27 protein-coding genes and 2 tRNA genes are annotated in these 25,086 nt (G+C 55.7%); 11 read left to right on the forward strand and 18 right to left on the reverse strand.

The genetic code is table 11. The annotated features are described in order from the left end of the window. Positions 1–83: 83 nt before the first annotated feature. Entirely contained in the window at positions 84–710 is a 627-nt protein-coding gene (locus ACXIZX_RS06355; protein ID WP_061717085.1) for a TfoX/Sxy family DNA transformation protein, read from the forward strand. Here the strand turns inward: ACXIZX_RS06355 and yccS are convergent. Both yccS and ACXIZX_RS06365 read right to left on the reverse strand, forming a co-directional pair. Then, complete coding sequence (gene yccS, locus ACXIZX_RS06360) at positions 707–2,845, reverse strand: YccS family putative transporter (RefSeq protein WP_479403803.1); 2,139 nt, start codon at positions 2,843–2,845, stop codon at positions 707–709. The genes ACXIZX_RS06355 and yccS overlap by 4 nt on opposite strands. A 9-nt stretch (positions 2,846–2,854) precedes the next feature. After that, positions 2,855–3,298 carry a YccF domain-containing protein gene (locus ACXIZX_RS06365; protein ID WP_008101434.1) on the reverse strand — a complete coding sequence of 148 codons (444 nt, stop codon included), beginning with the start codon at positions 3,296–3,298 and terminating at the stop codon, positions 2,855–2,857. Positions 3,299–3,421: 123 nt separating this feature from the next. Here ACXIZX_RS06365 and helD point away from each other — a divergent pair, with 123 nt between their 5' ends. Continuing rightward, positions 3,422–5,476, forward strand: coding sequence for a DNA helicase IV (gene helD, locus ACXIZX_RS06370; RefSeq protein WP_479403804.1), 2,055 nt, complete (start codon positions 3,422–3,424; stop codon positions 5,474–5,476). Positions 5,477–5,479: 3 nt separating this feature from the next. On the opposite strand, the gene ACXIZX_RS06375 is transcribed toward helD, so the two are convergent. Next, positions 5,480–5,941 carry a methylglyoxal synthase gene (locus tag ACXIZX_RS06375; protein ID WP_008101429.1) on the reverse strand — a complete coding sequence of 154 codons (462 nt, stop codon included), beginning with the start codon at positions 5,939–5,941 and terminating at the stop codon, positions 5,480–5,482. A 68-nt stretch (positions 5,942–6,009) separates the two neighbouring features. Next, positions 6,010–6,636, reverse strand: a complete 627-nt coding sequence (locus ACXIZX_RS06380; protein ID WP_312666574.1) for a YccT family protein — start codon at positions 6,634–6,636, stop codon at positions 6,010–6,012. A 177-nt stretch (positions 6,637–6,813) separates the two neighbouring features. On the opposite strand from ACXIZX_RS06380, the gene ACXIZX_RS06385 reads away from it, so the two are divergent. Next, positions 6,814–7,227: a CoA-binding protein gene (locus ACXIZX_RS06385; RefSeq protein WP_479403805.1), complete on the forward strand. Its 414-nt coding sequence runs from the start codon at positions 6,814–6,816 to the stop codon at positions 7,225–7,227. A gap of 30 nt (positions 7,228–7,257) precedes the next feature. Here the strand turns inward: ACXIZX_RS06385 and hspQ are convergent, their stop codons facing one another. Further along, the gene (gene hspQ / locus ACXIZX_RS06390; protein WP_008101422.1) at positions 7,258–7,575 is read right to left on the reverse strand and encodes a heat shock protein HspQ; all 318 of its coding nucleotides are present in this window, start codon (positions 7,573–7,575) and stop codon (positions 7,258–7,260) included. Between the two features lie 59 nt (positions 7,576–7,634). Further along, positions 7,635–8,825, reverse strand: coding sequence for a 23S rRNA (cytosine(1962)-C(5))-methyltransferase RlmI (gene rlmI, locus ACXIZX_RS06395; RefSeq protein WP_179451337.1), 1,191 nt, complete (start codon positions 8,823–8,825; stop codon positions 7,635–7,637). Between the two features lie 85 nt (positions 8,826–8,910). Between rlmI and yccX the strand changes: the two genes are divergently transcribed. Then, positions 8,911–9,189: an acylphosphatase gene (gene yccX / locus ACXIZX_RS06400; protein ID WP_008101418.1), complete on the forward strand. Its 279-nt coding sequence runs from the start codon at positions 8,911–8,913 to the stop codon at positions 9,187–9,189. On the opposite strand, the gene tusE is transcribed toward yccX, so the two are convergent. Together tusE and yccA are read right to left on the reverse strand one after the other, a co-directional pair. Then, complete coding sequence (tusE, locus tag ACXIZX_RS06405; RefSeq protein WP_061717573.1) at positions 9,190–9,516, reverse strand: sulfurtransferase TusE; 327 nt, start codon at positions 9,514–9,516, stop codon at positions 9,190–9,192. It lies immediately after the preceding gene. Between the two features lie 98 nt (positions 9,517–9,614). Further along, positions 9,615–10,268, reverse strand: coding sequence for an FtsH protease modulator YccA (gene yccA / locus ACXIZX_RS06410; protein WP_008101414.1), 654 nt, complete (start codon positions 10,266–10,268; stop codon positions 9,615–9,617). A gap of 222 nt (positions 10,269–10,490) precedes the next feature. Here yccA and ACXIZX_RS06415 point away from each other — a divergent pair. The 3 genes from ACXIZX_RS06415 to agp all read left to right on the forward strand — a co-directional run bounded on the left by ACXIZX_RS06415 (position 10,491) and on the right by agp (position 12,591). Next, positions 10,491–10,578, forward strand: a tRNA-Ser gene (locus tag ACXIZX_RS06415). A gap of 36 nt (positions 10,579–10,614) precedes the next feature. Further along, positions 10,615–10,702: transfer RNA gene (locus ACXIZX_RS06420), tRNA-Ser, on the forward strand. Between the two features lie 257 nt (positions 10,703–10,959). Next, complete coding sequence (agp, locus tag ACXIZX_RS06425; RefSeq protein WP_479403806.1) at positions 10,960–12,591, forward strand: bifunctional glucose-1-phosphatase/inositol phosphatase; 1,632 nt, start codon at positions 10,960–10,962, stop codon at positions 12,589–12,591. 54 nt (positions 12,592–12,645) lie between these two features. Here agp and ACXIZX_RS06430 read toward each other — a convergent pair whose 3' ends face one another. The 3 genes from ACXIZX_RS06430 to wrbA are packed head-to-tail and all read right to left on the reverse strand — an operon-like array spanning position 12,646 to position 14,927. Beyond that, the gene (locus ACXIZX_RS06430) at positions 12,646–14,019 is read right to left on the reverse strand and encodes an NAD-dependent succinate-semialdehyde dehydrogenase (protein ID WP_008109425.1); all 1,374 of its coding nucleotides are present in this window, start codon (positions 14,017–14,019) and stop codon (positions 12,646–12,648) included. A 56-nt stretch (positions 14,020–14,075) separates the two neighbouring features. Further along, complete coding sequence (locus tag ACXIZX_RS06435) at positions 14,076–14,306, reverse strand: YccJ family protein (RefSeq protein ID WP_007887329.1); 231 nt, start codon at positions 14,304–14,306, stop codon at positions 14,076–14,078. Positions 14,307–14,327: 21 nt separating this feature from the next. Then, positions 14,328–14,927 (reverse strand): NAD(P)H:quinone oxidoreductase, encoded by a 600-nt coding sequence (wrbA, locus tag ACXIZX_RS06440; RefSeq protein WP_258144886.1) that lies wholly within the window; start codon positions 14,925–14,927, stop codon positions 14,328–14,330. A 297-nt stretch (positions 14,928–15,224) separates the two neighbouring features. On the opposite strand from wrbA, the gene ACXIZX_RS06445 reads away from it, so the two are divergent. Together ACXIZX_RS06445 and ACXIZX_RS06450 are read left to right on the forward strand one after the other, a co-directional pair. Then, complete coding sequence (locus ACXIZX_RS06445; RefSeq protein WP_061717065.1) at positions 15,225–15,389, forward strand: con-10 family general stress protein; 165 nt, start codon at positions 15,225–15,227, stop codon at positions 15,387–15,389. A gap of 109 nt (positions 15,390–15,498) precedes the next feature. Continuing rightward, positions 15,499–16,413, forward strand: coding sequence for a DMT family transporter (locus ACXIZX_RS06450; RefSeq protein WP_008109428.1), 915 nt, complete (start codon positions 15,499–15,501; stop codon positions 16,411–16,413). On the opposite strand, the gene rutG is transcribed toward ACXIZX_RS06450, so the two are convergent. Genes rutG through rutA form a run of 6 tightly spaced genes read right to left on the reverse strand, consistent with a single transcriptional unit; the run spans position 16,410 to position 21,360 of the window. Then, entirely contained in the window at positions 16,410–17,735 is a 1,326-nt protein-coding gene (gene rutG / locus ACXIZX_RS06455; RefSeq protein ID WP_479403807.1) for a pyrimidine utilization transport protein G, read from the reverse strand. The two genes, ACXIZX_RS06450 and rutG, sit on opposite strands and share 4 nt — an antisense overlap. Before the next feature lie 45 nt (positions 17,736–17,780). After that, positions 17,781–18,302 (reverse strand): NADH-dependent FMN reductase RutF, encoded by a 522-nt coding sequence (gene rutF, locus ACXIZX_RS06460; RefSeq protein ID WP_479403808.1) that lies wholly within the window; start codon positions 18,300–18,302, stop codon positions 17,781–17,783. Between the two features lie 15 nt (positions 18,303–18,317). Continuing rightward, positions 18,318–19,121 (reverse strand): pyrimidine utilization protein D, encoded by an 804-nt coding sequence (gene rutD / locus ACXIZX_RS06465; RefSeq protein ID WP_179451328.1) that lies wholly within the window; start codon positions 19,119–19,121, stop codon positions 18,318–18,320. Next, a complete protein-coding gene (rutC, locus tag ACXIZX_RS06470; protein WP_479403809.1) occupies positions 19,121–19,516 on the reverse strand; it encodes a pyrimidine utilization protein C in 396 nt (131 codons plus the stop codon). The genes rutD and rutC overlap by 1 nt, the downstream gene beginning before the upstream one ends. 42 nt (positions 19,517–19,558) lie before the next feature. Next, a complete protein-coding gene (rutB, locus tag ACXIZX_RS06475) occupies positions 19,559–20,269 on the reverse strand; it encodes a pyrimidine utilization protein B (protein WP_179451326.1) in 711 nt (236 codons plus the stop codon). Beyond that, the gene (rutA, locus tag ACXIZX_RS06480) at positions 20,269–21,360 is read right to left on the reverse strand and encodes a pyrimidine utilization protein A (RefSeq protein ID WP_008109441.1); all 1,092 of its coding nucleotides are present in this window, start codon (positions 21,358–21,360) and stop codon (positions 20,269–20,271) included. The genes rutB and rutA overlap by 1 nt, the downstream gene beginning before the upstream one ends. 307 nt (positions 21,361–21,667) lie before the next feature. Here rutA and rutR point away from each other — a divergent pair, with 307 nt between their 5' ends. Beyond that, complete coding sequence (gene rutR / locus ACXIZX_RS06485) at positions 21,668–22,303, forward strand: HTH-type transcriptional regulator RutR (protein ID WP_036649823.1); 636 nt, start codon at positions 21,668–21,670, stop codon at positions 22,301–22,303. A 23-nt stretch (positions 22,304–22,326) separates the two neighbouring features. Then, positions 22,327–23,301: a metal-dependent hydrolase gene (locus ACXIZX_RS06490; protein ID WP_479403810.1), complete on the forward strand. Its 975-nt coding sequence runs from the start codon at positions 22,327–22,329 to the stop codon at positions 23,299–23,301. A gap of 355 nt (positions 23,302–23,656) precedes the next feature. Here ACXIZX_RS06490 and cycA read toward each other — a convergent pair whose 3' ends face one another. After that, the gene (gene cycA / locus ACXIZX_RS06495) at positions 23,657–25,048 is read right to left on the reverse strand and encodes a D-serine/D-alanine/glycine transporter (RefSeq protein WP_008102329.1); all 1,392 of its coding nucleotides are present in this window, start codon (positions 25,046–25,048) and stop codon (positions 23,657–23,659) included. Positions 25,049–25,086 lie beyond the last annotated feature (38 nt).

Genomic DNA, 25,086 nt, shown 5'->3' on the forward strand with positions numbered 1-25,086 from the left:
CGTTTTTTTTATCTTCTAACCAGATGAATCTGCGAGCTTTTATAGGAAATTTCCCGCGCATGGAATCCATTGAAGGGGGCGTTATGAAGAGATATAACCCGGTAGTTGAGCAATCGAAAGCGCAGTTGGCAGCATTAGGTAAAATTGAATCGCGCACGCAATTTGGTGGTTATGCACTGACTGTTGAGAAGGTAATTTTTGCGTATATCAATGAGGATGCACTCTATCTTCGAGCCAGCGAGGCGCTTCACGTCTATAACGCACAGCGTTCACTGGAACCGCTGGTGTACCGTAAGCGTGGCGTGCCGGTGACACTGAGCTACTTCAAAGTGGATACGCAATTGTGGCAAAACCCTGAACAGTTATTGCAGCTGTCAGCATGTTCTCTGCGTGCCGCACAGGACGAAGCGGCTACCAGACTTGTCTCGCTGCGTCTGAAAGACCTGCCGAATTTAAGCCTGCGATTGGAGCTGATGCTGCATAAGGTAGGGATCAGTTCGGTGCAATTGCTGTGTGAAACAGGGTCGCGACAAAGCTGGCTGAAACTGCGGGCGGTGAATAAGCACATTGGGTTAAAAACGCTGTTGGCGCTGGAAGGTGCAATATCAGGACATCATGAAGCAGCGTTACCCAGCGCAATCAGGCAAGAGCTTTATACCTGGTATCTAAAAATGCTCCGCCAGCACGCGGCGGAGCATCAACCGCTTTAATCGTTGACGAGGGTACGGCGTAGACGGGCGATTTCAGGCAGCAGCGCGACTAACAAGCCCAATTGCTGAATCACTAGTGGTGCGCGTGTATCCGGGCTGTTTTTCATCTCGCTCATGCGTTGCATTAGCGCCTGCTGCATCTCAGTAGCTTGAGCATCCGTAACCCGGTCGATCTGCAGCACATCCTCAATAAAGCAGACGGCGTCATCCAGTAAGGTAAGTAAGGTGCTATCCGCGAGATGTTCGCGGTGCGCTCCCAATGCGGAGATATAGCTGAGGAAGGAGTGGTTCAGGCACAGCAGTCGAAACGCATTCTCACGTAGCGGTTGTTGTAGCTTGAGTTCACCACTGATGTTTGACACGACTGACGCTAGCTCGGCATCGGCGTTATGCGCATCGCGACGTGCCACGCGATAAGCAAGACGATTGTCTTTGCCTTGATGGTATTGCTCCATAATCGCATCCAGATAGCGGCAGTTGGCATTCAGTGTGCGATCGGCAACGGCAGTGATTTTGCGAAAACGCCAGTCTGGCCAGACAAAGGCCACGGCCAGCCACGCCAGACCGCAGCCCAGTAAGGTATCCACCACGCGCGGCAGCGCCACTTCAAAACCTTCGCCGAGCAAATTGAAGCACAGTAGAACCAGCAAAGTGATAAACAAGGTGGCTTGCGCATACTGAATCTGGCGGAAGGCGAAGAACAGCACGCCGCTCAGTACAATCAGCACCAGTTGGCCTTCAATCGAGGGCACCAGCCACAAGACCGGCAGGCCGATGGCAATGCCGGCTAAGGTGCCGCCAATACGCAATGCAAGGCGTCGTCGAGTGGCGTTGTAGTTGGGTTGGCAGACAAACAGGCTGGTCAGCAAGATCCAGTAACCGCGATCGACGCCGGTGATTTTAATGAAGGCGTAGCCAACGCACAGCACCAGCGACATACGCACCGCATGACGGAACAGGGCAGATTGCGGGCTAAGATGGCGACTGAGGCGCAAGCGGATATCCGCCCAGCCGCTGAGTCCTTCCCGTGACAGATGGTGATCGCTCTGCGGGGATGGTTCGGCCAGCATCTGTTCTGATTCAATCGACGCCAGTTGCGCATCAATAGCACGCAGATTACGCAGCAGCCAAAACAGCGCGTGAATGTGTGGATCCTGCGGCTCATTCTGTTGAAGACGTTGCAGTGCGGTTTCCAGACGTTCGAAGGTGCGTTCAAAATGGCTGTCGTGATGCCACGACTGACGCAGCAAAATGGTCTCCGCCAGTTGCCTACAGGCACGCGCTTGCATATTCATCAGGCGCTGGAAACGGAACAGCACTTCGTTGTAACGCCAGTTATCACGCAGCAAATGGTATTGCAGATGCGAGGAGCTGGCGCGCTCATGAATATCCTGCGCGACAAAATAGTAGTGCAAGCTGCGGCGTGTGCTGCGTGAACCGCGATCACCACGCAAACGGCTTTGAATAGTACTTTTGGTGAGATTCAGCTGTGCCACCAACTGGCTGTTAACCATCGCCGTGGCAACCAGCGTAGCGTCATCCTGATCGCCGCCGTCGGGATCAAACAGGTTCGCTTTGGCTTCCAGATAGCGCGCCAGCTGGGAAAAACTGCCTGCCAGCTGCTCCTGAACCGGGCGCACCGGGAACATCAAATGACCGATAAAGGTCAGCAAGTTGTACCAAAGGGCACCGATCAACAGCAGCGCTGGCTGCATCCACCATTGTGGGAATAAACCGATGCCCAGCATGGTGTAAACCGCAATCAGCAGCGCACCAAAGGCGATGGTGGCATAACGCTGTCCCAACGCACCGAGCAAAATAAAGCCCCAGCTGGAAAGCGCCAGACCCAAACCGAATGCCCACGGATGGGGAAACAACAGTTCCACCGACACCGAAGCAATACAGAAACACACCAGCGTGATCAACAGATTGCGCACACGCCCAATCCAGCGATCGTCGAGATCCGCCAGCGCCGCAGCGACTACACCCAGCGTCAGCGGAATGGTCCACTCGATTTGGTGCAGCCACCACGGCACCGCCGCGCATCCGGTTAAGGCAAAGAAGATGCGCAGCAAATAGCGCAGGCTGCTGTTAAACAGATAACGTCGCCAGCCTGGCAAGGCGTCATGAATCATTTAACGGCCTCAGTAACGGCGACGCGCATTGGCTTCACGCGCGGCCTGCGCTTCTTCAACGGAGACCACGCGACGGCCCACCGGCCACAGCGCAATCGCGGCGATTTTGAAGTTGGCGATGCCAACTGGAATGCCGATGATAGTCAGACACTGCACGATACCGGCCGAGATATGCGCCAGACACAGCCACCAGCCAAACAGAATCAGCCAGAAGATGTTGAGGAAGGTGCCGCCAGTATTCATCACATGGCTTTTGCTGTCGGGGCGCAGCACATCGACATGCACCGCTTCGTTGCCAAAAGGCAGCAGAGACAGCTTGGTGATTTCCCAGCAGGAACGCGTCAACGGCAGCGTGAAAATCAGTACGATGCTCACCAGCGTGGCGAAAAGCCAGCTGAGGGTGGTGAAGAAGCCGCCGAGAATGAAATTAAGAATATTAAGTACGGTACGCATAAACGTGTTTTTCCTTTTGCAATCCGCAATATGTGGCGCCAAGTTTAGCTCTTTTTAAGGCTGGAGCGCCAAGAGTCTGACAGGTAAACTGCGCGATATCGAATTCCACATGACGGTGCGGACATGGAACTGAAAGCAACATCAATGGGTAAACGTCTGGCACAGCATCCCTATAATCGGGTGCGCTTGCTGGCCGCCGGCGTGGAAGTCAGTGGCGATCGCCATGAATATCTGATTCCGTTTAACCAGCTGCTCAACATTGCCTGCAAGCGCGGCATGGTGTGGGGCGAACTGGAGTTTCTGCTGCCAGATGAGAAAGTGGTGCGCCTGCATGGCACCGAATGGCAGGAAACGCAGCGCTTTTTCCACTACTTGCAGCACGCCTGGCAGCAGTGGAGCCAGGAGATGAGCGAGGTGAGCGCCGAGGTGCTCGCCGCGCTGGAGCAGGAAATCCTCGCCTTTACGCAGCAGGATCGCTGGTTGAAACGCAGTGAGCTGAGCGCGGTGAAAGAGAGCATTACGCGCCAGTTTTCTGCCTTGCCGTTGCCCCTCGCGCGTATTGCCGAGTTTGACAACTGTCGTGAACGCTGGGAATTCTGCCAGCAATGGCTGGAGCAGGGTGAAACGGCCATTCGCCAACGCAATCGTGAATGGACCAGCAAGATCCTCAGCGATTATCACGAATTCTTCTCCACGGTTGAAACCACGCCGCTCAATCCATCGCAATGTGAAGCTGTAGTGAATGGCGAAGATGCGCTGCTGGTGCTGGCGGGTGCTGGCAGCGGCAAAACCTCGGTGCTGGTGGCGCGCGCGGGTTGGCTGCTGAAACGCAAACTGGCGCAACCGGATCAAATTCTGCTGCTGGCGTTTGGTCGTCAGGCGGCAGAAGAGATGAATGACCGCATTCAAACGCGTCTTGGCGAGAGCGCGATTCAGGCGCGTACCTTCCATGCGCTGGCGCTGCATATCATCCGCGAAGGCAGTAACAAACAACCGGTAATTAGCAAACTGGAGAGCGACAGCAAGGCGCGGCGACAGCTGCTAATTGAGACGTGGCGCGAGCAGTGCAACAGCAAAAAAGCGCAGGCCAGCGGCTGGCGTCAGTGGTTGCAGGATGAGCTGGAGTGGGAAATTCCCGAAGGCCCGTTTTGGCAGGATGACAAACTGGCGCAGCGTATCGCATCGCGCATGGAGCGCTGGCTGGGTTTGATGCGCATGCACGGCGGCGCGCAGGCGGCAATGATCGCGGATGTGGCAGAAGCGCAGCGCGATAACTTCAGCAAACGCGTCAAACTGATGGCGCCGCTGCTTAAAGCGTGGAAAAGCGCGCTGAAAGAGGAAGGCGCGGTCGATTTCTCCGGGCTGATTCATCAGGCGATTGCCATTCTGGAGAAAGGGCGCTTTATCAGTCCGTGGAAGCATATTCTGGTCGATGAATTCCAGGATATCTCACCGCAGCGAGCCGCACTGCTGACGGCGCTGCGTCAGCAAAACAAGCGAACCAGCCTTTACGCGGTGGGCGATGACTGGCAGGCAATCTATCGCTTCAGCGGTGCCGAAATGAGTCTGACCACTGCGTTCCATCACTATTTCGGTGATGGCGATCGCTGCGTGCTGGATACCACCTATCGCTTTAACGATCGCATTGGTGAGATTGCCAATCGCTTCGTGCAGCAAAACCCGCATCAGCTGCGCAAGCCGCTAAATAGCTTGAGCAAGGGCAATAAAAAATCGGTGACTTTGCTGCCGCAGGAGCAACTGGAAGCGCTGTTCGATAAACTGAGCGGCTATGCCAAACCCGATGAGCGCGTGCTGCTGCTGGCGCGTTACCACCATTTGCGCCCCGCAATCCTCGATAAAGCCAAAACGCGCTGGCCAAAGTTAAAGCTGGATTTTATGACCATTCATGCCAGCAAAGGCCAACAGGCGGATTTCGTCATTGTGTTGGGGCTGCATCAGGGACGCGACGGTTTTCCGGCACAAGCGCGTGAATCCATCATGGAAGAGGGTTTGCTGCCGCAGCCGGAAGAATTCCCGGATGCGGAGGAGCGGCGGCTGGCGTATGTGGCGATGACGCGCGCGCGCCAGCAGGTATGGCTAATGTTCGATAAAGATCGGCCTTCGGTATTTGTCGAACACCTGCGCGAGTTAGGTGTGCCGCAAAGCCGTAAGGCCTGATGATTAGGGTTTCAGACGTTCGGCGAGATAACGCTGATAGTCTGGAATCTGAATCTCAATCTGCTGGGCAAATTTCGGTGACTGAATAATAAAGTCTGCGGTGGTGCGGTTATTGGCCACCGGGATATTCCATACTGTGGCGAGGCGCAGCAGCGCTTTGACATCCGGATCGTGCGGCACCGCATTCAGCGGGTCCCAGAAGAAAATCAGCACATCAATTTTGCCTTCCGAAATCAACGCGCCCACTTGCTGATCGCCGCCCATCGGGCCGCTCAGCATGGCGTTAACGTCTAATCCAGTATGACGATTAATCAGATTGCCGGTGGTGCCGGTAGCGTAAAGCACATGCTTTTGCAGCGTGCTTTGGTTGATTTGCACCCATTCAAGCAGCGAGGCTTTGCAGTGATCGTGTGCAACGAGGGCGATATGTTTCTGAACCTGAAGGGTACGAACGGTCTGCTCCATAGGGCTTCCTGTTTCTTCTCATGCATTATGTGTTAATGCAGGAGTTTACCCTTGGCGTTTCATCACTATCAACTTGTGCGTAAGGTTTTCATCCAGCTAATAAAACGCAGACGTGTGGCGGCATCAAAACGCTTGAACCAGCCTTGCAAAGAGGGGAGATCGCTGACGTCCTGCCACGCGTAATCCATATTCAGCTGTGCCTCGCTGGCACTCAGCGAATGTAAGGCAAAACGCGGAACCGAAGCGGCGTGGGCATCACGATTATAATTCACCATCGCCTTTTCGAAATCGTTATCACTTTCCTTCGGCAAATGGTCGCGCAGGCTGGTGATCTCCATGCCGCGTTCATCAATCAGCTGGAAGTTGAGCGTTTTGTCGAAGGTAGTGCGTTCGCGACGATTATTGAGCGCGGGCAAGCGAATCGCCACCGAATGGGCGTTGGCGTTAAAAGTGACAATCATCGGCACGGATTGAAAGTGCGCGGCGTCAGCGCCCGGTTTTTCCACACGAAACAGAAACTGATGCTGCCCACGCTCCAGCTCAAGGCTGCCAGCACCTTTCAGCAGCGAGCCAGAGATTTTACGCCCGTCCAGCACCAGCAGTTCGATCTCGGGATCGAGCTTGAGAGTGATGGCCTGGCATGAGGCTGATACGAGCAACAGCAGTAAACCCGTAGCAGTTAAAGACAGCTTCATTTCAACTCCCGGCAGAAGGGGATAAATCGATTATGTGTAGCAAAGTATTACATTATGGCAGTAAATTTACATTTTTACATATTTATTCGTGCTGCTGCGCAAAGTTCTCGTGCCCGGCAGTTGCAGCCTAATGCGCAATGCCATCTACACTTAAGCGAATGAACCAGGAGAAAAAAGATGAATGATCAAACGATTCGCGATGTGCTGACTAAAACCAAACGTATCGCGTTAGTGGGCGCCAGCGATCGTCCCGATCGCCCAAGCTATGGCGTGATGAAATACTTGCTCGATCAGGGATACGACGTGATTCCAGTGAGCCCTAAACTGGCGGGCCAAGAACTTCTTGGCCAAACCGCCTATGCCACGCTGGAGGATGTACCTGGAAAAGTGGATATGGTGGATGTGTTTCGCAATGCCGAAGCGGCGTGGGGCGTAGCGCAGGAAGCGATTGCCATTGGGGCGGATACATTGTGGTTACAGTTGGGCGTGATTAATGAGCAGGCGGCGGTGCTGGCGCAGGACGCAGGTATGACCGTAGTGATGGATCGCTGTCCGAAGATTGAAATTCCGCGTTTAGGTATCACGCGTTAAACAAAAACGGCGACTTAGTCGCCGTTGTTATTAATGTCGCAGGCTGGGTGCCTGCAGCTGTTGCCGAATTGATGCGGCCAGCTCATCCATTGAAGGTTGTTCGGGATGTTCGAAGGAGGTTTCTCCCGCCAGCTGAACTTCCGCCACGTAGGTATGCACCTGATCGCCTTCTTCATCTTCCATCACTACATGATACCAGGGCGCAGCGCGCAGAGTTTCGCTGGCAGCGACATCATCAACTTCTGGCTCATCAAGCGAAAACTCCGGATCGACATCCACGATAACACCGAGCACCCCGGAGAGACGATGTCGGACCTGCTGTCCAATTCCAAATTTAGTCGTAATCATTGTGACCTCCCAAAAGACTGCCCTGTAACCAATATGGAGGCAGGGACAGCGTTTTCAAGTCACAGCACGCGGCAGGCAAAACCTTTCAGATAAAGCCCTTCAGGATAGCTGGCGATCACTGGATGGTCGGCTGCCTGACGGAACTGCTCTATAAATTGTACATCACGACCGGCATCAACGGCGGCATCCGCGATGATTTTCTGGAACAAATCGGTCGGCATCAGGCCAGAACAGGAGAAGGTCAGTAACACGCCGCCGGGATTCAACAGCTGAATGGCCAGCATGTTGATGTCTTTATAGCCGCGACACGCGCCCATCAACTGGTTCTTGTTCTCAACGAATTTCGGCGGATCCATCACGATCAGGTCGAACTTCTCGCCGCTGTCGCGATAACGACGCAGCAGTTTGAACACATCGTCACGCACGAACTGGGCGCGCGACACATCCAGACTATTGAGCTCAACGTTCTGTTTCGCCACGTCGAGTGCGTCCTGCGAAGTATCAACGCTGATCACTTCACGGCAGCCGCCCATCAAGGCCGAAACCGCAAATCCACCGGTGTAAGAGAAGCAGTTCAGCACGCGTGCATTCTCTGAGTAGCCACGCGTGGCAAAACGGCTGTCACGCTGATCAAGGTAATAACCGGTTTTATGGCCGCCCTGAATATCCACCAACAGCTTCATGCCGTGTTCAGTAATCGGCAGCAGCGGTGGCGGCAGTTCACCCGAAACCGGGCCTTGTGCCAGCTCCAGTCCCTCTTTTTTACGCACCGCGACGTCTGAGCGATCGTAAATAGCGCATTCCGGGAAGCACTGCTGCAAAGCTGAAACGATGGCTGGACGTTGATACTCGGCACCCGCAGATAACAGCTGCAGCACCAGGAAGTTGCCGAAGCGATCGATGGTGACGCCCGGCATGCCATCGGACTCACCGGCAATTAGACGATAGCTGTCCAGCCCGTCACGTTTTGCCAGCCAGTCACGCCACAGCTGCGCTTGCTCAAAGCGGCGCACGAAGAAGGTGATGTCGATTGACTCATCCTGTTGCCAGCTCCAGACGCGTGCGCGAATTTGTGATTGCGGAGAATACGCGGCGCGAGCCAGCCATTTGCCATTGCTGTCACAGACATCAATGGTTTCACCAGACTGGGCTTTACCTTCCATACGTGCAACGGCACCAGAGAACACCCACGGATGGCGGCGGAGCAGGGATTTTTCACGTCCCTTTGCGAGAATCAATCGAACGGTCATAGTTTGCTATGCTTACCTGAAAAAATGAGGCGCCATTTTCCGGCGGATGGCGGCAAATTGCAACGCAAGGTGATGGGAGAACGTAATGGCAACCACATGCTGCAAAATTTGGGTGCATGGCATCGTGCAGGGCGTGGGATTTCGCTACCACACGCAAGCGCAGGCCAGAGAGTTGAATCTAAACGGTTATGCGCACAATCTGGCGGACGGCAGCGTTGAAGTGCTGGCGTCCGGTGAAGCGCAGCAGGTCGATGCATTGATCAGTTGGCTAAAAGCGGGCGGGCCGCGTAGCGCGCGGGTGGACAAAGTGCTGGTGGAGCCGCATCAGCCTAGGGAAGTGCCTACGCGATTCACCACCGGCTGATTACAGGCACTTGGCTGGTTTTGGCAATCCGGCAATTTTGGTCGCTTGCTTCGCCGGGCCCTCCGGAAACAGGCGGAACAGATAGCGGCTGTTGCCTTTCTCCTCGCCATACTTCTGCGCCATGGCTTTCACCAGCATGCGCACCGCCGGCGAAGTATTAAATTCCTGATAAAACGCGCGCACAAAGTGCACCACTTCCCAGTGCGCTTCACTCATCACGATCGCCTCTTGCTCCGCAATGGCGGCGGCCAGCGGTTCGCTCCAGTCCGCGCTATTTTTCAAATAGCCTTCCGCATCGGTGGCAATCTCTTTACCGGCAAAATTCACAGTCATTCCTCATTGCGTTAATCGACACATTGTAAATTCGCCCGGCCATAAAAAGCAAAAACCCCGCCGAAGCGGGGTTTAATAACGGTTACGGCATCTTAATCGCGGTTAGCGAAGCCCAGCAGGCTCAACAGGCTAACAAAGATGTTATACAGCGAGACATACAGACTCACGGTGGCGCGAATGTAGTTAGTTTCGCCGCCATGAATGATGTTGCTGGTTTCCCACAGAATGGCACCGGCAGAGAACAGAATGAACAGGGCGCTAATCGCCAGATGCAGCGCAGGCAGTTGCAGGAAGATGTTAGCAACCACCGCCACCAGCAGCACCACAAAGCCGGCCATCATCATGCCGCTCAGGAATGACATATCGCGGCGCGTGGTCAGCACATAGGCCGAGCAACCGAAGAACACCAGCGCCGTGCCGCCCAAGGCCATAGCGATCACATCACCCATGCCCGCAGTCAGGAACGAACTCAGGATTGGGCCAAGGCAGTAACCGAGGAAACCGGTAAAGGCGAAGGCGGCCAGAATACCTGCCGGGCTGTTAGCCAGTTTATGCGTCAGGAACATCAAACCATAAAAGCCCACCAGCATCAGAATCAGACCCGGTGAAGGCAACGCAAACACGGTGCTCAGTGTTGCGGTAACCGCCGAGAAGGCCAGCGTAAAGCCAAGTAACAGATAAGTATTGCGCAGCACCTTGTGGGTGCTGACTAACGATTGCTGCGACGAGCTAAAAACTCTTTCCATCACGCGCTCCTTAAAGAGAGAAACACCAAATATGGCACGAGGATACGCAGCGCCTGAAAGACATAAAAGGCGTTTTACCCATCTTTACGCGATAAATTGCTGTTTCGCTGAGCAGAATGGCGAAATTGACGCCGAAAAAATAGAATTTGGCTGTTTTTCAGCCGAACGATTCATTGCAGGCTTTACATCGTTATGGGGGATGTTTATAGTGCGCCTCATTGCGGAGGGGTGGCCGAGTGGCTTAAGGCAACGGTCTTGAAAACCGTCGATGGGAAACCATCCGAGAGTTCGAATCTCTCCTCCTCCGCCATTCACTCTCGCTGAGTGACGCAACAAAAAAATCCCCGGAGGGATGGCCGAGTGGCTTAAGGCAACGGTCTTGAAAACCGTCGATGGGAAACCATCCCAGAGTTCGAATCTCTGTTCCTCCGCCATATTAAAGAAGCCCGCAGAAATGCGGGCTTTTTGCTTTTCTGCGTTCACAGATTCCGAAAAACATCGCGTTGCTTTTCAATCTGCTGCCATTGCCTAACGCCACGCGCGTTTACTGCTATATTCCATGCACGGTTTTTTGCAAACATCTGGCGATTTTCCGATGCAAGCTGAGTTACACTGTGCGGTAATTCGCTCTTTGGCGGGCTAATCGTTTGAAAGCCAGAGTGTTTCACTGATGAATTATGGAATAGGCACAATGATCAAGAAACTGAGTCTTTGCGCGTTGTCAGTCATCGCTGCGCTCCCGATGGGCATGTCCGCATATGCTGCGGATGGAGATATGCAACTCCAGCAGGTGCTGATGTTAAGCCGTCATAATCTGCGTGCGCCGCTCGCCAATAACGGCAGCGTACTGGAACAATCCACCAAAAAGAGCTGGCCGCAGTGGGATGTCGCGGGCGGTGAGCTCACCACCAAAGGTGGCGTGCTGGAAGTCTACATGGGTAATTACACCCGTCAGTGGCTGGCACAGCAGGGCTTAGTCCAGAATGGTACTTGCCCGGATAGCAGCAACATCTTTGTCTACGCCAACAGCCTGCAGCGCACCGTGGCGACCGCGCAGTACTTTATCACTGGCGCCTTCCCTGGCTGTGATATTGCGGTAACGCATCAGGATGCGATGGGCACCATGGATCCTATCTTCAATCCGGTCGTCACCGACGGCAGCGATGAATTCAACAAGAAAGCGTTGGCTGCCATGACCGCCGCCAATGAAAAGCTGGCACTGAAACCTGCCTTCCAGCATCTGGAAAAAATTGTTGATTACAAATCTGCCCCGGCCTGTAACGGCAAAAAGCAGTGTGATTTGAGCAGCGGCGATAACACCTTCAGCGCGGATAACGGTAAAGAGCCAAACGTAAGCGGCCCGCTGAAAATCGGCAACTCGCTGGTGGACGCGTTCACGCTGCAATATTACGAAGGTTTCCCGGCCGATCAGGTTGCCTGGGGCCAGATCAAAACGCCTGAGCAGTGGAAAGAGCTGGCGTCGATCAAAAACGGTTATCAGGATGCGCTGTTCGCCTCTCCTGAAGTGGCGCGCGAAGTGGCCGCACCGCTGGTGGATTACATCCGCAGCCAGTTAGTCGATCAGGACAAAGCCAACGCGCCAAAAGTGACGTTGATGGTCGGTCATGATTCCAACATCGCATCGTTACTCAGCGCACTGCAGGTTAAGCCTTATGAACTGCCGGGCAACGATGAGAAAACGCCAATTGGCGGTCAGGTGGTATTCGAACGCTGGCACGATGTGAAGAACAACAAAGATCTGCTGAAAATTGAGTATGTCTATCAAACGGCCGATCAGCTGCGCGATGCCGATGTGCTGAGCCTGAAAAACCCACCGAAGCGCGTCACGCTGCAACTGGCAGGCTGTGAAACGGATGCCAACGGCTACTGCAGCTGGGATCAATTCACCGGCGCACTGAATGGCGCTCTGCAAGGTACGCCACTGCAGCCTGCTGTTGCACCTGCTCCGGCAGAACAGCCAGCACCAGCGGCGGCCGCACCAGCCGCAGATGATGCCAAGCAGAAAGCCGATCAGGCCGCTGCCGATAAAGCGGCTGAAGACAAAGCAGCAGCAGATAAAGCCGCAGCAGATAAAGCCGCAGCACAGAAGGCTGCAGACGCGAAAGCGGCTGAAGAGAAAGTGAAGGCGGATAAAGCTGCAGCGCAGAAAGCCGCTGACGAGAAAGCCAAAGCCGAGAAATCCACCGCCCAAAAAGCAGCGGATGACAAAGCTAAGGCCGATGCGGCAGCTGCACAGAAAGCACAAGCCGATGCCACGGCAGCCAAGCCAGAAGAGCCGGCAAAAGCGGCGACCAGCAACTGAGTTTGCTACCAATAAAAAACCCCGCCGAAGCGGGGTTTTTTTATGCCTTTGAACTTAACCGGCAACCACAACCAATTTTTGGTTAGCGAACTCTTTAATACCCAAATCCGACAGCTCACGTCCGTAACCGGAACGTTTCACGCCACCAAACGGCAGCTCTGCTGAGGTATCGCTCTGCGAATTGATGAACACCATGCCGGTTTCAATCTGCGACGCCATCTTACGGCCGCGCGCAATGTCTTTGGTCCAGACCGAACCGCCCAAGCCGTAATTTGAATCATTCGCCAGCGCCACAGCGGCACGATCGTCCGCCACCACATACACCTGCGCCACCGGGCCGAAGAACTCCTGATAGTAAGCTGGATTATCTGGCGTTAGACCGGTAAGCACCGTTGGCTGGTAATAGCAGCCGACGCCATCAATGGCACGTCCACCAAATTCCACGCGCGCGCCATTTTTTACCGCTTCATCAACCTGCTTCACTAAACGATCGCGCGCATCTTTCGAAGAGAGCGGACCGAGCGTGGTTTTCTCGTCGAGCGGATCGCCCGGCGTGGCAGATTGCAGAGCCGCGCTGAATTTGGCCATAAACGTATCGGCAATTTTCTCGTGCAGAATAAAGCGCTTGGCAGCGGTACACACTTGGCCGCAGTTGCTGAGGCGAGCTTGCGCGCCCTGACGTACCGCTTCATCGATATCGGCATCGTCCAGCACCACAAACACATCGTTACCGCCCAATTCCAGCGTCGATTTCTTCAGATGTTTACCGGCCTGTTCCGCCACGGCGCTACCGGCGCGTTCGGAACCGGTCAGCGCCACACCTTGCACACGTGGATCGGCGATCAGATCCGCAACCTGATCGGTAGAGATAAACAAATTGGTCCACGCGCCTTTTGGCGCACCGGCTTCTTCCACCAGCTTTTCAAATACATCGGCGCAGTGCGGCACGATATTGGCGTGTTTAGCCAGTACCGGATTGCCCAGCGCCAGGTTTGGTGCCAGCACGCGCATGAGCTGATAGTAAGGGAAGTTCCACGGTTCAACCGCGACAATCACGCCAATCGGATGGTACTCAAGCCAGGCATCGCCCACATCGCTGGCGTAGGGCTGCGGCTGTAAAAATGTTGCGGCATGTTCAGCGTAGTAGCGGGCGATCTGCGAACAGATTTTCACTTCACCACGGCTTTGCCCAATTAGCTTGCCCATCTCTTTACTGGCGATGGTCGCCAGCTCTTCGACGCGTTGGTCGATCAGGTCGGCTAAACGATGCAGCACCTGCAAACGCGGCTGAATATCGCCTTTACTCCACGCGGAATGATAAAGCGCATCTGCGGTTTTAAGCGCCTGTTGTGCATAGGCATCATCGTGCTCGTTCCACGCTTTTAGCAGTTGGTTATTGGCTGGATTGATACTTTGATAGGCTGACATACAAGGCTCCTTGGTGATGTAAAGGTAACAAAGGCGGGACAATGCCCGCCTGTCACTCAAACGTTTTTGCGTTCGACCGTTTTGTCGTCCCAGGTCAGAACATCCTGGTCGGTCTTTTTGAAGGCGCGAATCAGCACTTCATCGCTGCCTTGCTGGCTCCAGATCTGCTCGGCTAAACGTTCGTCGTAGTTGGCTACCTCAAAAATGGCTTCCGCGATTTCGCGTGAAGTGTGGCGCAGTGATGCCCATTCGCCCACGTGATGCTCTTTTGACTGTTCTGTTGTCATGAAGATCTCCTGTTGTGGATTTTATCCCTGCAGCTTAACCGCCAGTCCGGCGACGTGTTGACCCTGATAACGGGCAATATCCAGTTCTTCCGCCGAAGGTTGACGCGATCCATCTCCGCCCGCCAGCGTAGTCGCGCCGTAAGGCGTTCCGCCGCGTACGTGAGAAATGTCAAAAAGTTGTTTCGTGCCATAACCGATAGGAACGATCACCATGCCGTGGTGGGCGAGGGTGGTCCAGACGGAAGTGATGGTTTGCTCCTGGCCGCCGCCGGTGCCGGTGGAGGCAAAGACGCTGGCGATTTTGCCGTACAGTGCGCCCGAAGCCCACAGACCGCCGGTGCGATCCCAGAAGTTACGCATCTGTCCCGCCATGTTGCCGAAGCGCGTGGGTGTGCCAACGATGATGGCATCGTACTGCGGCAAATCTTCCGGTTTCGCTTCAGGCGCGGCCTGATTCACTTTGCCGCCAACCTGGGCGAAACGCTCGGCATCCATGCTTTCCGGCACGCGTAATATCGTGACTTCCGCGCCACTTACGCTCTTTGCACCGTCGGCCACGGCTTGCGCCATGGTTTCAATATGTCCGTACATCGAATAATAGAGCACCAAAATCTTTGCCATAGTTTTCATCCTGCTGGGGTGATGAGTAATCAGAAGTATAGAAGAGCCTGCGCAGGCTGCTGTACAGAGGTTAAGCAGGTTCCAATAAGTGTCGGCTAACTGCTTGTAACGCGGCGGTAAATTTGGTTTTTCGCAGATAAATTAGTGAATTATCTGTTTCAAATTATGAATATCAGGCCGATCTCACCGTTGTGTTGTCTATTATTTAATCAGGCGAGCGGAATGTCCGCCGCCGTGCTTTTCACGGCAGCATCGTGATCAGCCCCTAATCTGAACGCTCAATCCCTGGAGGAAATGATGGCCGAACATCGTGGAGGATCAGGCAATTTCGCAGAGGACCGTGAAAGGGCCGCAGAAGCGGGTCGCAAAGGCGGCAAAAACAGCGGGGGTAATTTCAGAAACGACCCACAGCGCGCTTCTGTAGCCGGTGAAAAAGGGGGACGCAGCCGCGGCAAGAAATAGCGCGACTGCCCGTTAATCCCCGGCCGCCGGGTTCGCCCGGCGGTAACAAGCATTGCAATTTCCCCGCTCTCTGAGCAAACTGACCACCAACTGATTATTCTGGTGCGTTATGTCCGCTTCCTCTTCTCGTCTCAGCCTGCGTATTTCGCGTCAGGAGCTGGTGCTCATTTTTATTACCATGGTTTGGGGCGGCACCTTTTTGGTGGTACACCGGGCGATGGCGCATTCTGGTCCATTCTTCTTTGTCGGATTACGTTTTGCCACCGCATCGCTGCTGCTGGCCTTTTTCTTCCGTCGTTATCTTAAGCAGGTGACCTGGCTGGAAATTAAAGCCGGCGCATTGATCGGGTTGTCGATTGCCGGCGGCTACGGTCTGCAAACCTGGGGTATGCAAACCATTTCCAGCAGCCAGTCGGCATTTATTACCGCGCTGTATGTGCCGGTGGTGCCGCTGCTGCAGTGGTTATTTCTGCGCCGTCCGCCGGGACTGATGGCGTGGCTGGGCATTCTGCTGGCGTTTACCGGTTTAGTGCTGGTGGCCGGTCCGCAGGATGGCAGTTTGACGCTGAACGCCGGTGAAATCGCCACCTTGTTGAGTACGCTAGCGATTGCGGCAGAGATTATCCTGATTAGCCGCTATGCCGGACAAGTTGATGTGCGGCGCGTAACGCTGATTCAGCTGATGGTGGCATCGGCCTGCGCTTTTGTTCTGATGATCCCGAATGGCGAATCGGTTCCCGCTATGTCAACGCCGCTGCTGTTGAGCGCGTTGGGTTTGGGCGCAGCCAGTGCCTTAATTCAGGTGACGATGAACTGGGCGCAACGCAGTGTTTCACCGACTCGCGCCACGGTGATTTACGCCGGTGAACCGGTATGGGCGGGCGTGGTGGGACGTTTGGCGGGCGAGCGTCTACCTGCTGCTGCGCTGCTGGGCGCGGCATTGATTGTTTGTGGGGTGATCGTCAGCGAGCTGCGTATTCGTCGTAAGAAAGCGGTGCCCGATCAGGCACCGCTCGAACCTTAAGGATGTTGCCGTGCCGCCTGGTTCGCCAGTGCGGCGCCGCGACGTTGTAAAATGGCGTTCAGGATGATGGCACCAAAGGTCGCGGTGCCAATGCCGCCAATGGTGAAGCTGCCAATCTTCAGAGCAAAATCACCCGCGCCCAGCACCAGCGTGGTCGCTACCATGATCAAATTGCCATTCTGATTGAAATCCACGTGGTTTTGCACCCAAATGCGTGCGCCTGCCACCGCAATCAACCCAAACACCACAATTGATGCGCCGCCAATCACCGGACCGGGAATGGTGTGAATCAGTGCGCCAAATTTCGGTGAGAAGCCAAGCACCAAAGCGATCACTGCAGCGGCCACGAAGGCCAGCGTGGAATAGACTTTGGTTACCGCCATCACGCCGATATTTTCCGCGTAGGTGGTGACGCCGCTGCCGCCGATAGATCCCGACAGCATGGTTGCCAAACCATCGCCAACAAAGGCACGCCCCATCCAGGGATCGAGGTTGCGCCCGGTCATACCTGCTACGGCTTTAATGTGCCCGAGGTTTTCCGCCACCAGAATGATCGCCACAGGCGCGATCATCGCGATGGCCTGCATATCAAAGATCGGAGCGGTGGTGTGCGGCAGGCCAAACCACGGCGCGCTGGCAAGGCCGCTGAAATCCACCGGTTTGCCAAAGCCCATCACGTTGGTCAGCAGCGCGTAGATCGCCCATGCGACAATCAGACCGACCAGAATCAGCAGGCGCTGGATCATACCGCGCGTGAAAACCGCGACCAGACCAATGCACAATACCGTCATTACCGCCATCCAGCTGTCGAACATCGAGCCGGAAACGCCGTGCACCGCAATCGGTGCCAGGTTCAGACCAATTGCCATCACCACCGCGCCCGTGACCACCGGCGGCATCAGGCGCTCAATCCAACCGGTGCCGACTTTCATCACGATCAGGCCAATCAAGGTATAGAGCGCGCCGCAGGCGATAACGCCGCCCAAAGCCAGCGCCAGATTAGGGTTGAGTCCCTGGCCGTTAAAGCCGGTTACCGCGATGATCACGCCGACAAACGCCGCGCTGGATCCGAGATAGCTGGGTACGCGCCCGCCAGTGATCAGGAAGAACAGCAGCGTACCGATGCCCGAAACCAGAATCGCCAGATTGGGATCCAGTCCCATCAGCAACGGCATCAGCACCGTTGCGCCAAACATTGCCACAGCATGCTGCAGTCCAAGGACGACCGTCTGCGCAAACGGCAGCGTTTCGTCCGGCGCAATCAGCCCATCATCGGTCAAGGCTGACTTTTTCTGCCAGCGGGGGAACCAGGAACTCGCCATCGTCATCTCCAGGGTGTCAGTGAAAGCGGGCCGCACAAGGCGGCGTTAGCGGGCGTCCTGCCGTAAAAGGTGATGATAGCCACGGTCAAACCATGCCAGACCGTGGGTTTCATCATTGCGTACCAGCGCCTGCACTTCACAAAACAGAATGTCGTGCGTGCCCACGCTGACCACTTGCGCCACTTTGCAATCAAACGACACCAGTGCGCCGTCTAATAGCGGTGAACCGCTGGCCAGCGTGTGCCAGTCAGCGGCGGCAAAGCGTTCTACCATTGGCGTTTTGCCGCCAAACAGCGTCGAGAGTTCTTCATGCCCAGCGGCAAGTGTGTTGACGCACAGATAACCGTTGTCGCGGAAAATCGGCCACACCGACGCTGAGCGATTAAGACAAACCAACAGCGTCGGCGGCGAATCGGTGACGCTGCACACCGCCGAGGCGGTAAAACCGGCACGTCCGGCGGGGCCGTCGGTGGTGATGATATTTACCGCTGCGCCTAAGCACGCCATCGCGTTGCGAAACGCATCGCGTTCTACAGCGGGTAAAACCGGCAGTTCATGCACGCTCATTGGCTGCTCCTGTGATTAGCTGGCCGCACGCTGAGCAGGCGCAGCCGTGTCGGCCAGCCAGCGCAGCAGCAGCGCATTAAAGTTGTCGGCATCGGTAACGCTCATCGCGTGTCCGCCCCAGGCCATCTCAATCAGGCTGCCGTTGGGCAGCGCCTGCGCCAGCTGCGGTGAGCAGCTCCACGGCACCAGCAGATCGTCCTGGCTGCAAATCGCTAATACCGGCTGGATAATGCGCGCCACATGTGGACGGAAATCCGCGCTTTTCAGCGCATGCAAGCGGCGCAGCAGATTTTCCATGCCCTGGAAATGGGCGACATGGTGGGCATCTTCCGCGTTAATGCGCTCCTGATTGCGCGCCAGCCATTCGGCGGGATAGAGGAACAGCGGCTGCGCACGCACAAAGGCTTCGACGCCGACGTTCATCAGCAGATCCTGACGCACCTGGAAGCAGCGCTGCGTGTGTGCATCCAGCGAAAGCCAGCCGTTGATCACCACCACGCGGCCCACGCGCTGCGGGAAGTCCAGCGCCAGCTGCAGGCCGATTAAGCCGCCCAGCGCATGGCCGATAATGTCGTAATGCTCAATGCCGTGCTGTTCCAGCACCTCCGCCAGTTCCGCCGCCATCATCGTCATGCTGTAGCCGTCCGGCAGCGTATCTGCGCTGCGGCCGGTGCCGCGCTGATCGTAGGTCACCACGCGATAATGCGGCGTCAGCGCCGCCAGCTGCGGCTGCCAGAAACCGGCGACGCCGCCTAAACCAGAGGCGAGCACCAGCGTCGGCGCATCTTCAGCGGTTAAACCCTGAATCTCCAGATGCATCACGCCTCCTGTTTGCCGATATGCGCAACGGTAGCAATTTCAATCAGCGCATCCGGTTTCACTAAGCCGCACTGAATGCAGAAGCGTGCCGGTTTATCGCCGGGGAAGTACTCGGCATAGATCTGGTTAATCGCCGTGTAGTTGCTCCAGTCGGTGAGAAAAATCGAGTTGAAGGTCACGTCGTCCATGGTGCCGCCAGCGGTTTCGATCACCTTTTTGATGGTCTCCAGCACGTGACGCGTTTGCGCGGCGGCATCACCGACGTGCACCACGTTGTTGTTGGCATCGAACGGCAAGGTGCCGGAGACATACACAATGCCGTCAGCTAAGGTGCCGGGCACGAATGGTGCGATTGGCGTACCACTGCCGGGCGGAATAATCACACTTTTAGGCATGGTGAAATCCTCTTGTTATTGATGTGCAGGTGAATCGAGGCGTTAGCTTTTCAGCGTTTCGCAGAAAGTGTCGGTATCGCTGACCCAGCCAAAAAACGTTTCAATGTTGAAAATGGCCGCCTGCTGCGCAAACGCCGGACCTGCCTGATAGGTCGCGTCCTCCAGCACCACGCCGAAATACTCCAGGAAGAAGCCGTCTCGCAGCGTCGATTCCACGCAGACGTTGGTGGCGATGCCGGTAAACACCAGATGGCGAATGCCACGGCTGCGCAGCATGCTGTCGAGCGAGGTGTTGAAGAAGCCGCTGTAGCGTGGTTTCGGCAGCACGATATCACCTTCCTGCGGCACCAGTTCATCGACCAGCGCATAATCCCAGCCGCCTTTCGACAGCAGCGTGCCCTGTAATTCCGGGCGCTTGCGCATGGTTTTCAGCGCGTTGGATTTATGGAAGTTGGGGGATCCGGCATCACCGGCTTCCACGTATTGGTCGTCCCAACCGTTCTGGAACCAGATGATCTGCATCCCGGCGGCACGCGCTGCGGTGACCGCCTGATGGATTTTGGCAATCACCGGTTTGGTGGCGGAGACATCAAAGCCCGCCAGATCGAGGTAGCCGCCTTGCGTGGCATAAGCGTTCTGCATATCCACCACAATCAGCGCACTTTGCGCGGGCGGCAGCGCGATGGCTTCCGGGCGCGCCGGTAAGGTGACATTGGGTAAAGTTGAGGTGTGGGCGCAAACAACGGTACTCATCAGGCAACCTCCTGCTGGGATGCGATTAAATCGTGGCGACACTGCATTAATGGCTGAATACGTTCACCGAAATCTTCGATGCCTTGCAGGAAGTCGTCGAAGGTGAGCAACACGCCTTGCGTGCCATCTACTAAAGCAACCTCATCCAACATTCGTGCCACATTGGCGTAAGAACCCACCAGCGTGCCCATGTTGATGTTGACGGCGGAGGTTGGATCGGCCATCTGGCGCACGTTGGTGTCGCTGCCGGATTTGGTATCCTGCTGACTTTGCGTGGTGAGCCATGCGAGCGCCTCTTCATCGGCACCCGCTTTGTAGTGCTCCCATTTGGCGCGAGCGGCTTCGTCGCTCTCGGCGGCAATGATCATAAACAGCACATAAGAACCGACGTCGCGGCCCGCTTTATCGGCAGCTTGTTTCATACGCGCGGCGGTTGGCGCGAAGGCGGTTGGCGTGTTGACGCCTTTGCCAAAGCAGAAGTTGTAATCGGCATGCTGCGCCGAGAACGCCATGCCCGCATCGCTCTGGCCGGCGCAGATCACTTTCATCGGTTTCTGCGGCTGCGGGCTGACGCGGCAATCGTTCATGGTAAAGAACTCGCCTTTGAAGTCGCTCTGGCCGGTGCCCCACAGATCGCGCAGCACGGTGACGTATTCGGTCAGGTATTCATAACGACTGGAGAAGTAGGCATCGCCCGGCCACAAGCCCATCTGCTCGTACTCGGGTTTCTGCCAGCCGGTGACGAGGTTTACGCCGAAGCGGCCATTGGAGATGGAATCAATGGTGGAAGCCATACGCGCCACAATCGCGGGCGGTAAGGTGAGCGTGGCGGCGGTGGCGTAGATCTCAATGCGTGAGGTCACCGCCGCGAGTCCCGCCATCAGCGTGAAGGATTCGAGGTTGTGATCCCAAAACTCGGTTTTACCGCCAAAGCCGCGCAGCTTGATCATCGAAAGGGCAAAGTCGAAATGATAATGCTCCGCTTTCAGCACGATCTCTTTGTTCAGTTCAAAGGTCGGTTTGTATTGCGGCGCATGGGTGGAGATCAGCCAGCCGTTATTACCAATCGGGATAAAGACGCCAATTTTCATGTGAAACCTCTCTGCATTAGACGGGGACTGCTTCACGCGCTGCGCTGCTTCCTGCACGCATCCTGCGGGCGGCGCTCCATCACAAAATTGCAAAGGCTGTGCCACATTTTCAAAAGACTTAAATAACAATATGTTAAAAGTAGCGATGTTTGTAAACTGGAGTAATTGGTCCAATTCAGACCGTTTGGTCAAAACGTTCTGCACGTTTTTCATGCGCGACATGGTCAAAAAAGGTGCAGGCAGGCGATTAGGCAGGAAAGAAGGCCTTTGTTATGATGCGTTCACGCAGGACGGAAGAGGTAACAGTGTGAAAAGCGATGAAAAAAAACCGGGACGCCGTTCGCGTGCGGTCGCCGCAAAGCGGGCAGCCATTCTGGAAGCGGCATTAGCCTTCTTCTCGCAATACGGCATTCACGGCACCAGCCTGGATAAAGTGGCGGAGCGCGCCGATGTCTCGAAAACCAATCTGCTGTATTACTATCCGTCGAAAGAAGTGCTGTATGTGGCGGTTTTAAAAGAGATTCTTGATGTGTGGCTGGCACCATTGCGTGCGCTGCAGCACGATCACGATCCGCTGACGGCCATTCGTCAATACATTCGCCTCAAACTGGAAGTCTCACGCGATCATCCCCAAGCTTCACGGTTGTTCTGCCTTGAGATGTTGCAGGGCGCGCCGCTGCTGAAAGGTGAACTGGCCGGCGATTTAAAAGCGCTGGTGGATGAGAAAGCGGCGATTATCGAGCAGTGGATCGCCGAAGGGCGGCTGGCGGGCGTGCAGCCGCAGCACCTGTTTTTCCTGCTGTGGGCGACCACGCAGCACTATGCGGATTTCGCCTCGCAGGTGGAAGCGATTACCGGCCAGACGTTGAACGATGCGGCGTTCTTTGAACAGACGCTGGAAAATGTGCAACGCATGATTATTGAAGGGATCCGCGTGCGCTGATCCCGCTGGTTCAAGGAGAGTGCATGGATTCGTTATCACAATTGACGTTAGGCGCGGCGGTCACCGTTGCGGTGATGGGCAAACGCGTTCCGCTGTGGCAAGCGGCGCTGGTGGGCGCGGTGGCGGGCACCTTGCCGGATCTCGATGTGTTTATCGATCACGGCGACGCCATCCGCAATATGACGCTGCATCGTACCGAAAGTCATGCGCTGATATTCCTCACCTTATTTGCACCGCTGCTCGGCTGGCTGGTGGCCGGTGCGACACGCAGTCGCGCGCACTGGCGCGGCTGGACGCTGGCGATGTGGCTGGCGCTGATAACGCATCCGCTGCTGGATCTCACCACCGTTTACGGTACGCAGCTGGGCCTGCCGCTCACTGATTTCCCCTATGCCATTGGCAGCATGTACATCATCGATCCGCTGTATACCTTGCCGTTGCTAATTGCGCTTTTGGTCGCTCTATGGCGGCGCGATGCGGTGGGTTTGCGCTGGAATCAGGCGGGATTGCTGGTGAGTACGCTCTATCTCGGCTGGAGCATGGTGGCACAAAGCATCGCGACTCAGCACATTGAGCAAGCGCTGACGCAGCAATCGGTGCAGCCCGAGCAATTGCTGGTGACGCCTACCGCCTTTAATACGCTGGTGTGGCGCACGGTGATCATGATGCCGGATCGTTATGGCGAAGCCTATTGGTCGCTATTTTCGCCGGGGCTTCCGCTGCAGATAAGCTGGCACGACCGTCAACCCGCGCTGTTTGCGCCGTTCAAAGGACAATGGCATGCCGAGCGTGTGGCGTGGTTTAGTCATGGTTTTTACGCGATGAAGCAGCAGGGCGATCGTACGTTAATCAGCGATTTGCGCATGGGGGAAGAGCCGGATTACACCTTCACCTTTAATCTGGGATCGCCGCAGTCGCCGGAGCTCGCGCCACAGCGTGAACCTTCGATGCGGCCCTCGCTGTCGCAGGCATGGCAAAACCTCCGCGAACGACTCTGATTTGTAGGGTCGCCATTTATGGCGACCTGGTTGCATTATTCTTAAGGATTGCTATTAGTGCGGGCTCTGACACATCTGCTGCGTCATGGGCCGTCCTCGCGCCGCTAGCGCGGTGCCTTCGGCTTTCACGTCGTGCCGACGGACCATTCGGGGATCGGCCGTCCTGGCCGGCCCCGAACTGCCTCACGCATCCATGCGCGAGGCTCCTGGCCCAACGTTAAAGCCTCAGCGCTGCGGATAGCCCTTTTGCCGCAGCAGACGCGTCAGCGCCTCTGGCAAATGTGCCCTTTTCAACAACACACTTGTTGCTGGTTTAACTGACAAGCATTACGCCATTAATGGCAGTCCTAACGTCTTATGCTTTACGACGACGTAACAACCAGCCCATTGTCAACATCACAAACCACAGCGGCGTCACCATCAGCGCCTGGCGGGTATCTTCCTGCAGCGTCAGCAGCACCAGCACAAAGGCGAAGAACGCCATGCATGCCCAGCACATAAACTTACCCAGCGGCATTTTGAACGTCGATTCGGCATGACGTTGTGGATGCTGCTTACGGTACGCCAGATAGCTGCACAGGATGATGGTCCAGACGAACATAAACAGAATCGCCGATACCGTGGTTACCATGGTGAACACCGTCATCACATCCGGAATCAGGTAGATCAGCGCCACGCCAGCCAGCAGACACAGGCAGGAGAAGAACAGGCCGGTGGTGGGCACCGCACGCGCTGAAAGGCGGCCAAAGGCTTTGTGCGCCACGCCTTGTTCCGCCAAACCATACAACATGCGGCTGGTGGAGAAGATACCGCTATTAGCGGAAGAGGCGGCGGAGGTCAGCACCACGAAGTTGACGATGCTAGCAGCAGCAGGCAAGCCAATCAGCACAAACATCTCAACGAACGGGCTGCGATTCGGCAGCACCTGATTCCACGGCGTTACCGCCATGATCACCATCAGCGCCAGCACGTAAAACATAATGATACGCAGCGGAATGGCGTTGATCGCGCGTGGCAGAACTTTGTGCGGATCTTTGGTTTCTGCTGCCGCAGTGCCAACCAGCTCAATACCGACAAAGGCGAAAACCGCAATCTGGAAGCCGGCAAAGAAGCCGCTCAGTCCTTTCGGGAACATGCCGCCGTGATCCCAGATATTGCTCAGGGAAGCGGTGCCACCGTTCGGCGACGGATAATGCATGCTCACCAGCACAATGCCGGTAATGATCAGCGCCACAATGGCGACGATTTTGATAATCGCGAACCAGAATTCCATCTCACCAAACAGCTTCACCGTGGCGATGTTCAACGCCAGGAAGACAAAGACACACAGCAGGGCGCTCATCCAGATGGAGAAGTCCGGGAACCACAACTGGAAATAGGCGCTGATGGCGACCACATCGGCAATCCCGGTCACCACCCAACAGAACCAGTAAGTCCAGCCGGTAAAATAACCCGCCCATGGACCAAGTAAGTCAGCGGCGAAATCGCTAAAGGATTTGTATTCGAGGTTGGATAACAGCAGTTCGCCCATGGCGCGCATGACGAAGAACAGCATAAAGCCAATGATCATATAGACGAAAATGATCGACGGACCCGCCAGACTGATGGTTTTACCCGAGCCCATAAACAGCCCGGTGCCGATGGCGCCACCGATGGCAATCAGCTGGATGTGACGATTATGCAGGCTACGCTGGAGCTTATCCGGCTGTTCGGCCTCAACGAGCGCCTCTTTTGATTGATCAACCATAAATTATTCTTTCCTGTCGGGATGTTGTGTCAGCTCTA

This window comes from Candidatus Pantoea symbiotica, assembly GCF_056491525.1.

Bases quoted from the DNA above. Each gene is read 5' to 3' on its own strand.
- ACXIZX_RS06355 (WP_061717085.1), top strand. From the start codon at position 84: ATGAAGAGATATAACCCGGTAGTTGAGCAATCGAAAGCGCAGTTGGCA.
- yccS (WP_479403803.1), bottom strand. From the start codon at position 2,845: ATGATTCATGACGCCTTGCCAGGCTGGCGACGTTATCTGTTTAACAGC.
- ACXIZX_RS06365 (WP_008101434.1), bottom strand. From the start codon at position 3,298: ATGCGTACCGTACTTAATATTCTTAATTTCATTCTCGGCGGCTTCTTC.
- helD (WP_479403804.1), top strand. From the start codon at position 3,422: ATGGAACTGAAAGCAACATCAATGGGTAAACGTCTGGCACAGCATCCC.
- ACXIZX_RS06375 (WP_008101429.1), bottom strand. From the start codon at position 5,941: ATGGAGCAGACCGTTCGTACCCTTCAGGTTCAGAAACATATCGCCCTC.
- ACXIZX_RS06380 (WP_312666574.1), bottom strand. From the start codon at position 6,636: ATGAAGCTGTCTTTAACTGCTACGGGTTTACTGCTGTTGCTCGTATCA.
- ACXIZX_RS06385 (WP_479403805.1), top strand. From the start codon at position 6,814: ATGAATGATCAAACGATTCGCGATGTGCTGACTAAAACCAAACGTATC.
- hspQ (WP_008101422.1), bottom strand. From the start codon at position 7,575: ATGATTACGACTAAATTTGGAATTGGACAGCAGGTCCGACATCGTCTC.
- rlmI (WP_179451337.1), bottom strand. From the start codon at position 8,825: ATGACCGTTCGATTGATTCTCGCAAAGGGACGTGAAAAATCCCTGCTC.
- yccX (WP_008101418.1), top strand. From the start codon at position 8,911: ATGGCAACCACATGCTGCAAAATTTGGGTGCATGGCATCGTGCAGGGC.
- yccA (WP_008101414.1), bottom strand. From the start codon at position 10,268: ATGGAAAGAGTTTTTAGCTCGTCGCAGCAATCGTTAGTCAGCACCCAC.
- agp (WP_479403806.1), top strand. From the start codon at position 10,960: ATGATCAAGAAACTGAGTCTTTGCGCGTTGTCAGTCATCGCTGCGCTC.
- ACXIZX_RS06430 (WP_008109425.1), bottom strand. From the start codon at position 14,019: ATGTCAGCCTATCAAAGTATCAATCCAGCCAATAACCAACTGCTAAAA.
- ACXIZX_RS06435 (WP_007887329.1), bottom strand. From the start codon at position 14,306: ATGACAACAGAACAGTCAAAAGAGCATCACGTGGGCGAATGGGCATCA.
- wrbA (WP_258144886.1), bottom strand. From the start codon at position 14,927: ATGGCAAAGATTTTGGTGCTCTATTATTCGATGTACGGACATATTGAA.
- ACXIZX_RS06445 (WP_061717065.1), top strand. From the start codon at position 15,225: ATGGCCGAACATCGTGGAGGATCAGGCAATTTCGCAGAGGACCGTGAA.
- ACXIZX_RS06450 (WP_008109428.1), top strand. From the start codon at position 15,499: ATGTCCGCTTCCTCTTCTCGTCTCAGCCTGCGTATTTCGCGTCAGGAG.
- rutG (WP_479403807.1), bottom strand. From the start codon at position 17,735: ATGGCGAGTTCCTGGTTCCCCCGCTGGCAGAAAAAGTCAGCCTTGACC.
- rutF (WP_479403808.1), bottom strand. From the start codon at position 18,302: ATGAGCGTGCATGAACTGCCGGTTTTACCCGCTGTAGAACGCGATGCG.
- rutD (WP_179451328.1), bottom strand. From the start codon at position 19,121: ATGCATCTGGAGATTCAGGGTTTAACCGCTGAAGATGCGCCGACGCTG.
- rutC (WP_479403809.1), bottom strand. From the start codon at position 19,516: ATGCCTAAAAGTGTGATTATTCCGCCCGGCAGTGGTACGCCAATCGCA.
- rutB (WP_179451326.1), bottom strand. From the start codon at position 20,269: ATGAGTACCGTTGTTTGCGCCCACACCTCAACTTTACCCAATGTCACC.
- rutA (WP_008109441.1), bottom strand. From the start codon at position 21,360: ATGAAAATTGGCGTCTTTATCCCGATTGGTAATAACGGCTGGCTGATC.
- ACXIZX_RS06490 (WP_479403810.1), top strand. From the start codon at position 22,327: ATGGATTCGTTATCACAATTGACGTTAGGCGCGGCGGTCACCGTTGCG.
- cycA (WP_008102329.1), bottom strand. From the start codon at position 25,048: ATGGTTGATCAATCAAAAGAGGCGCTCGTTGAGGCCGAACAGCCGGAT.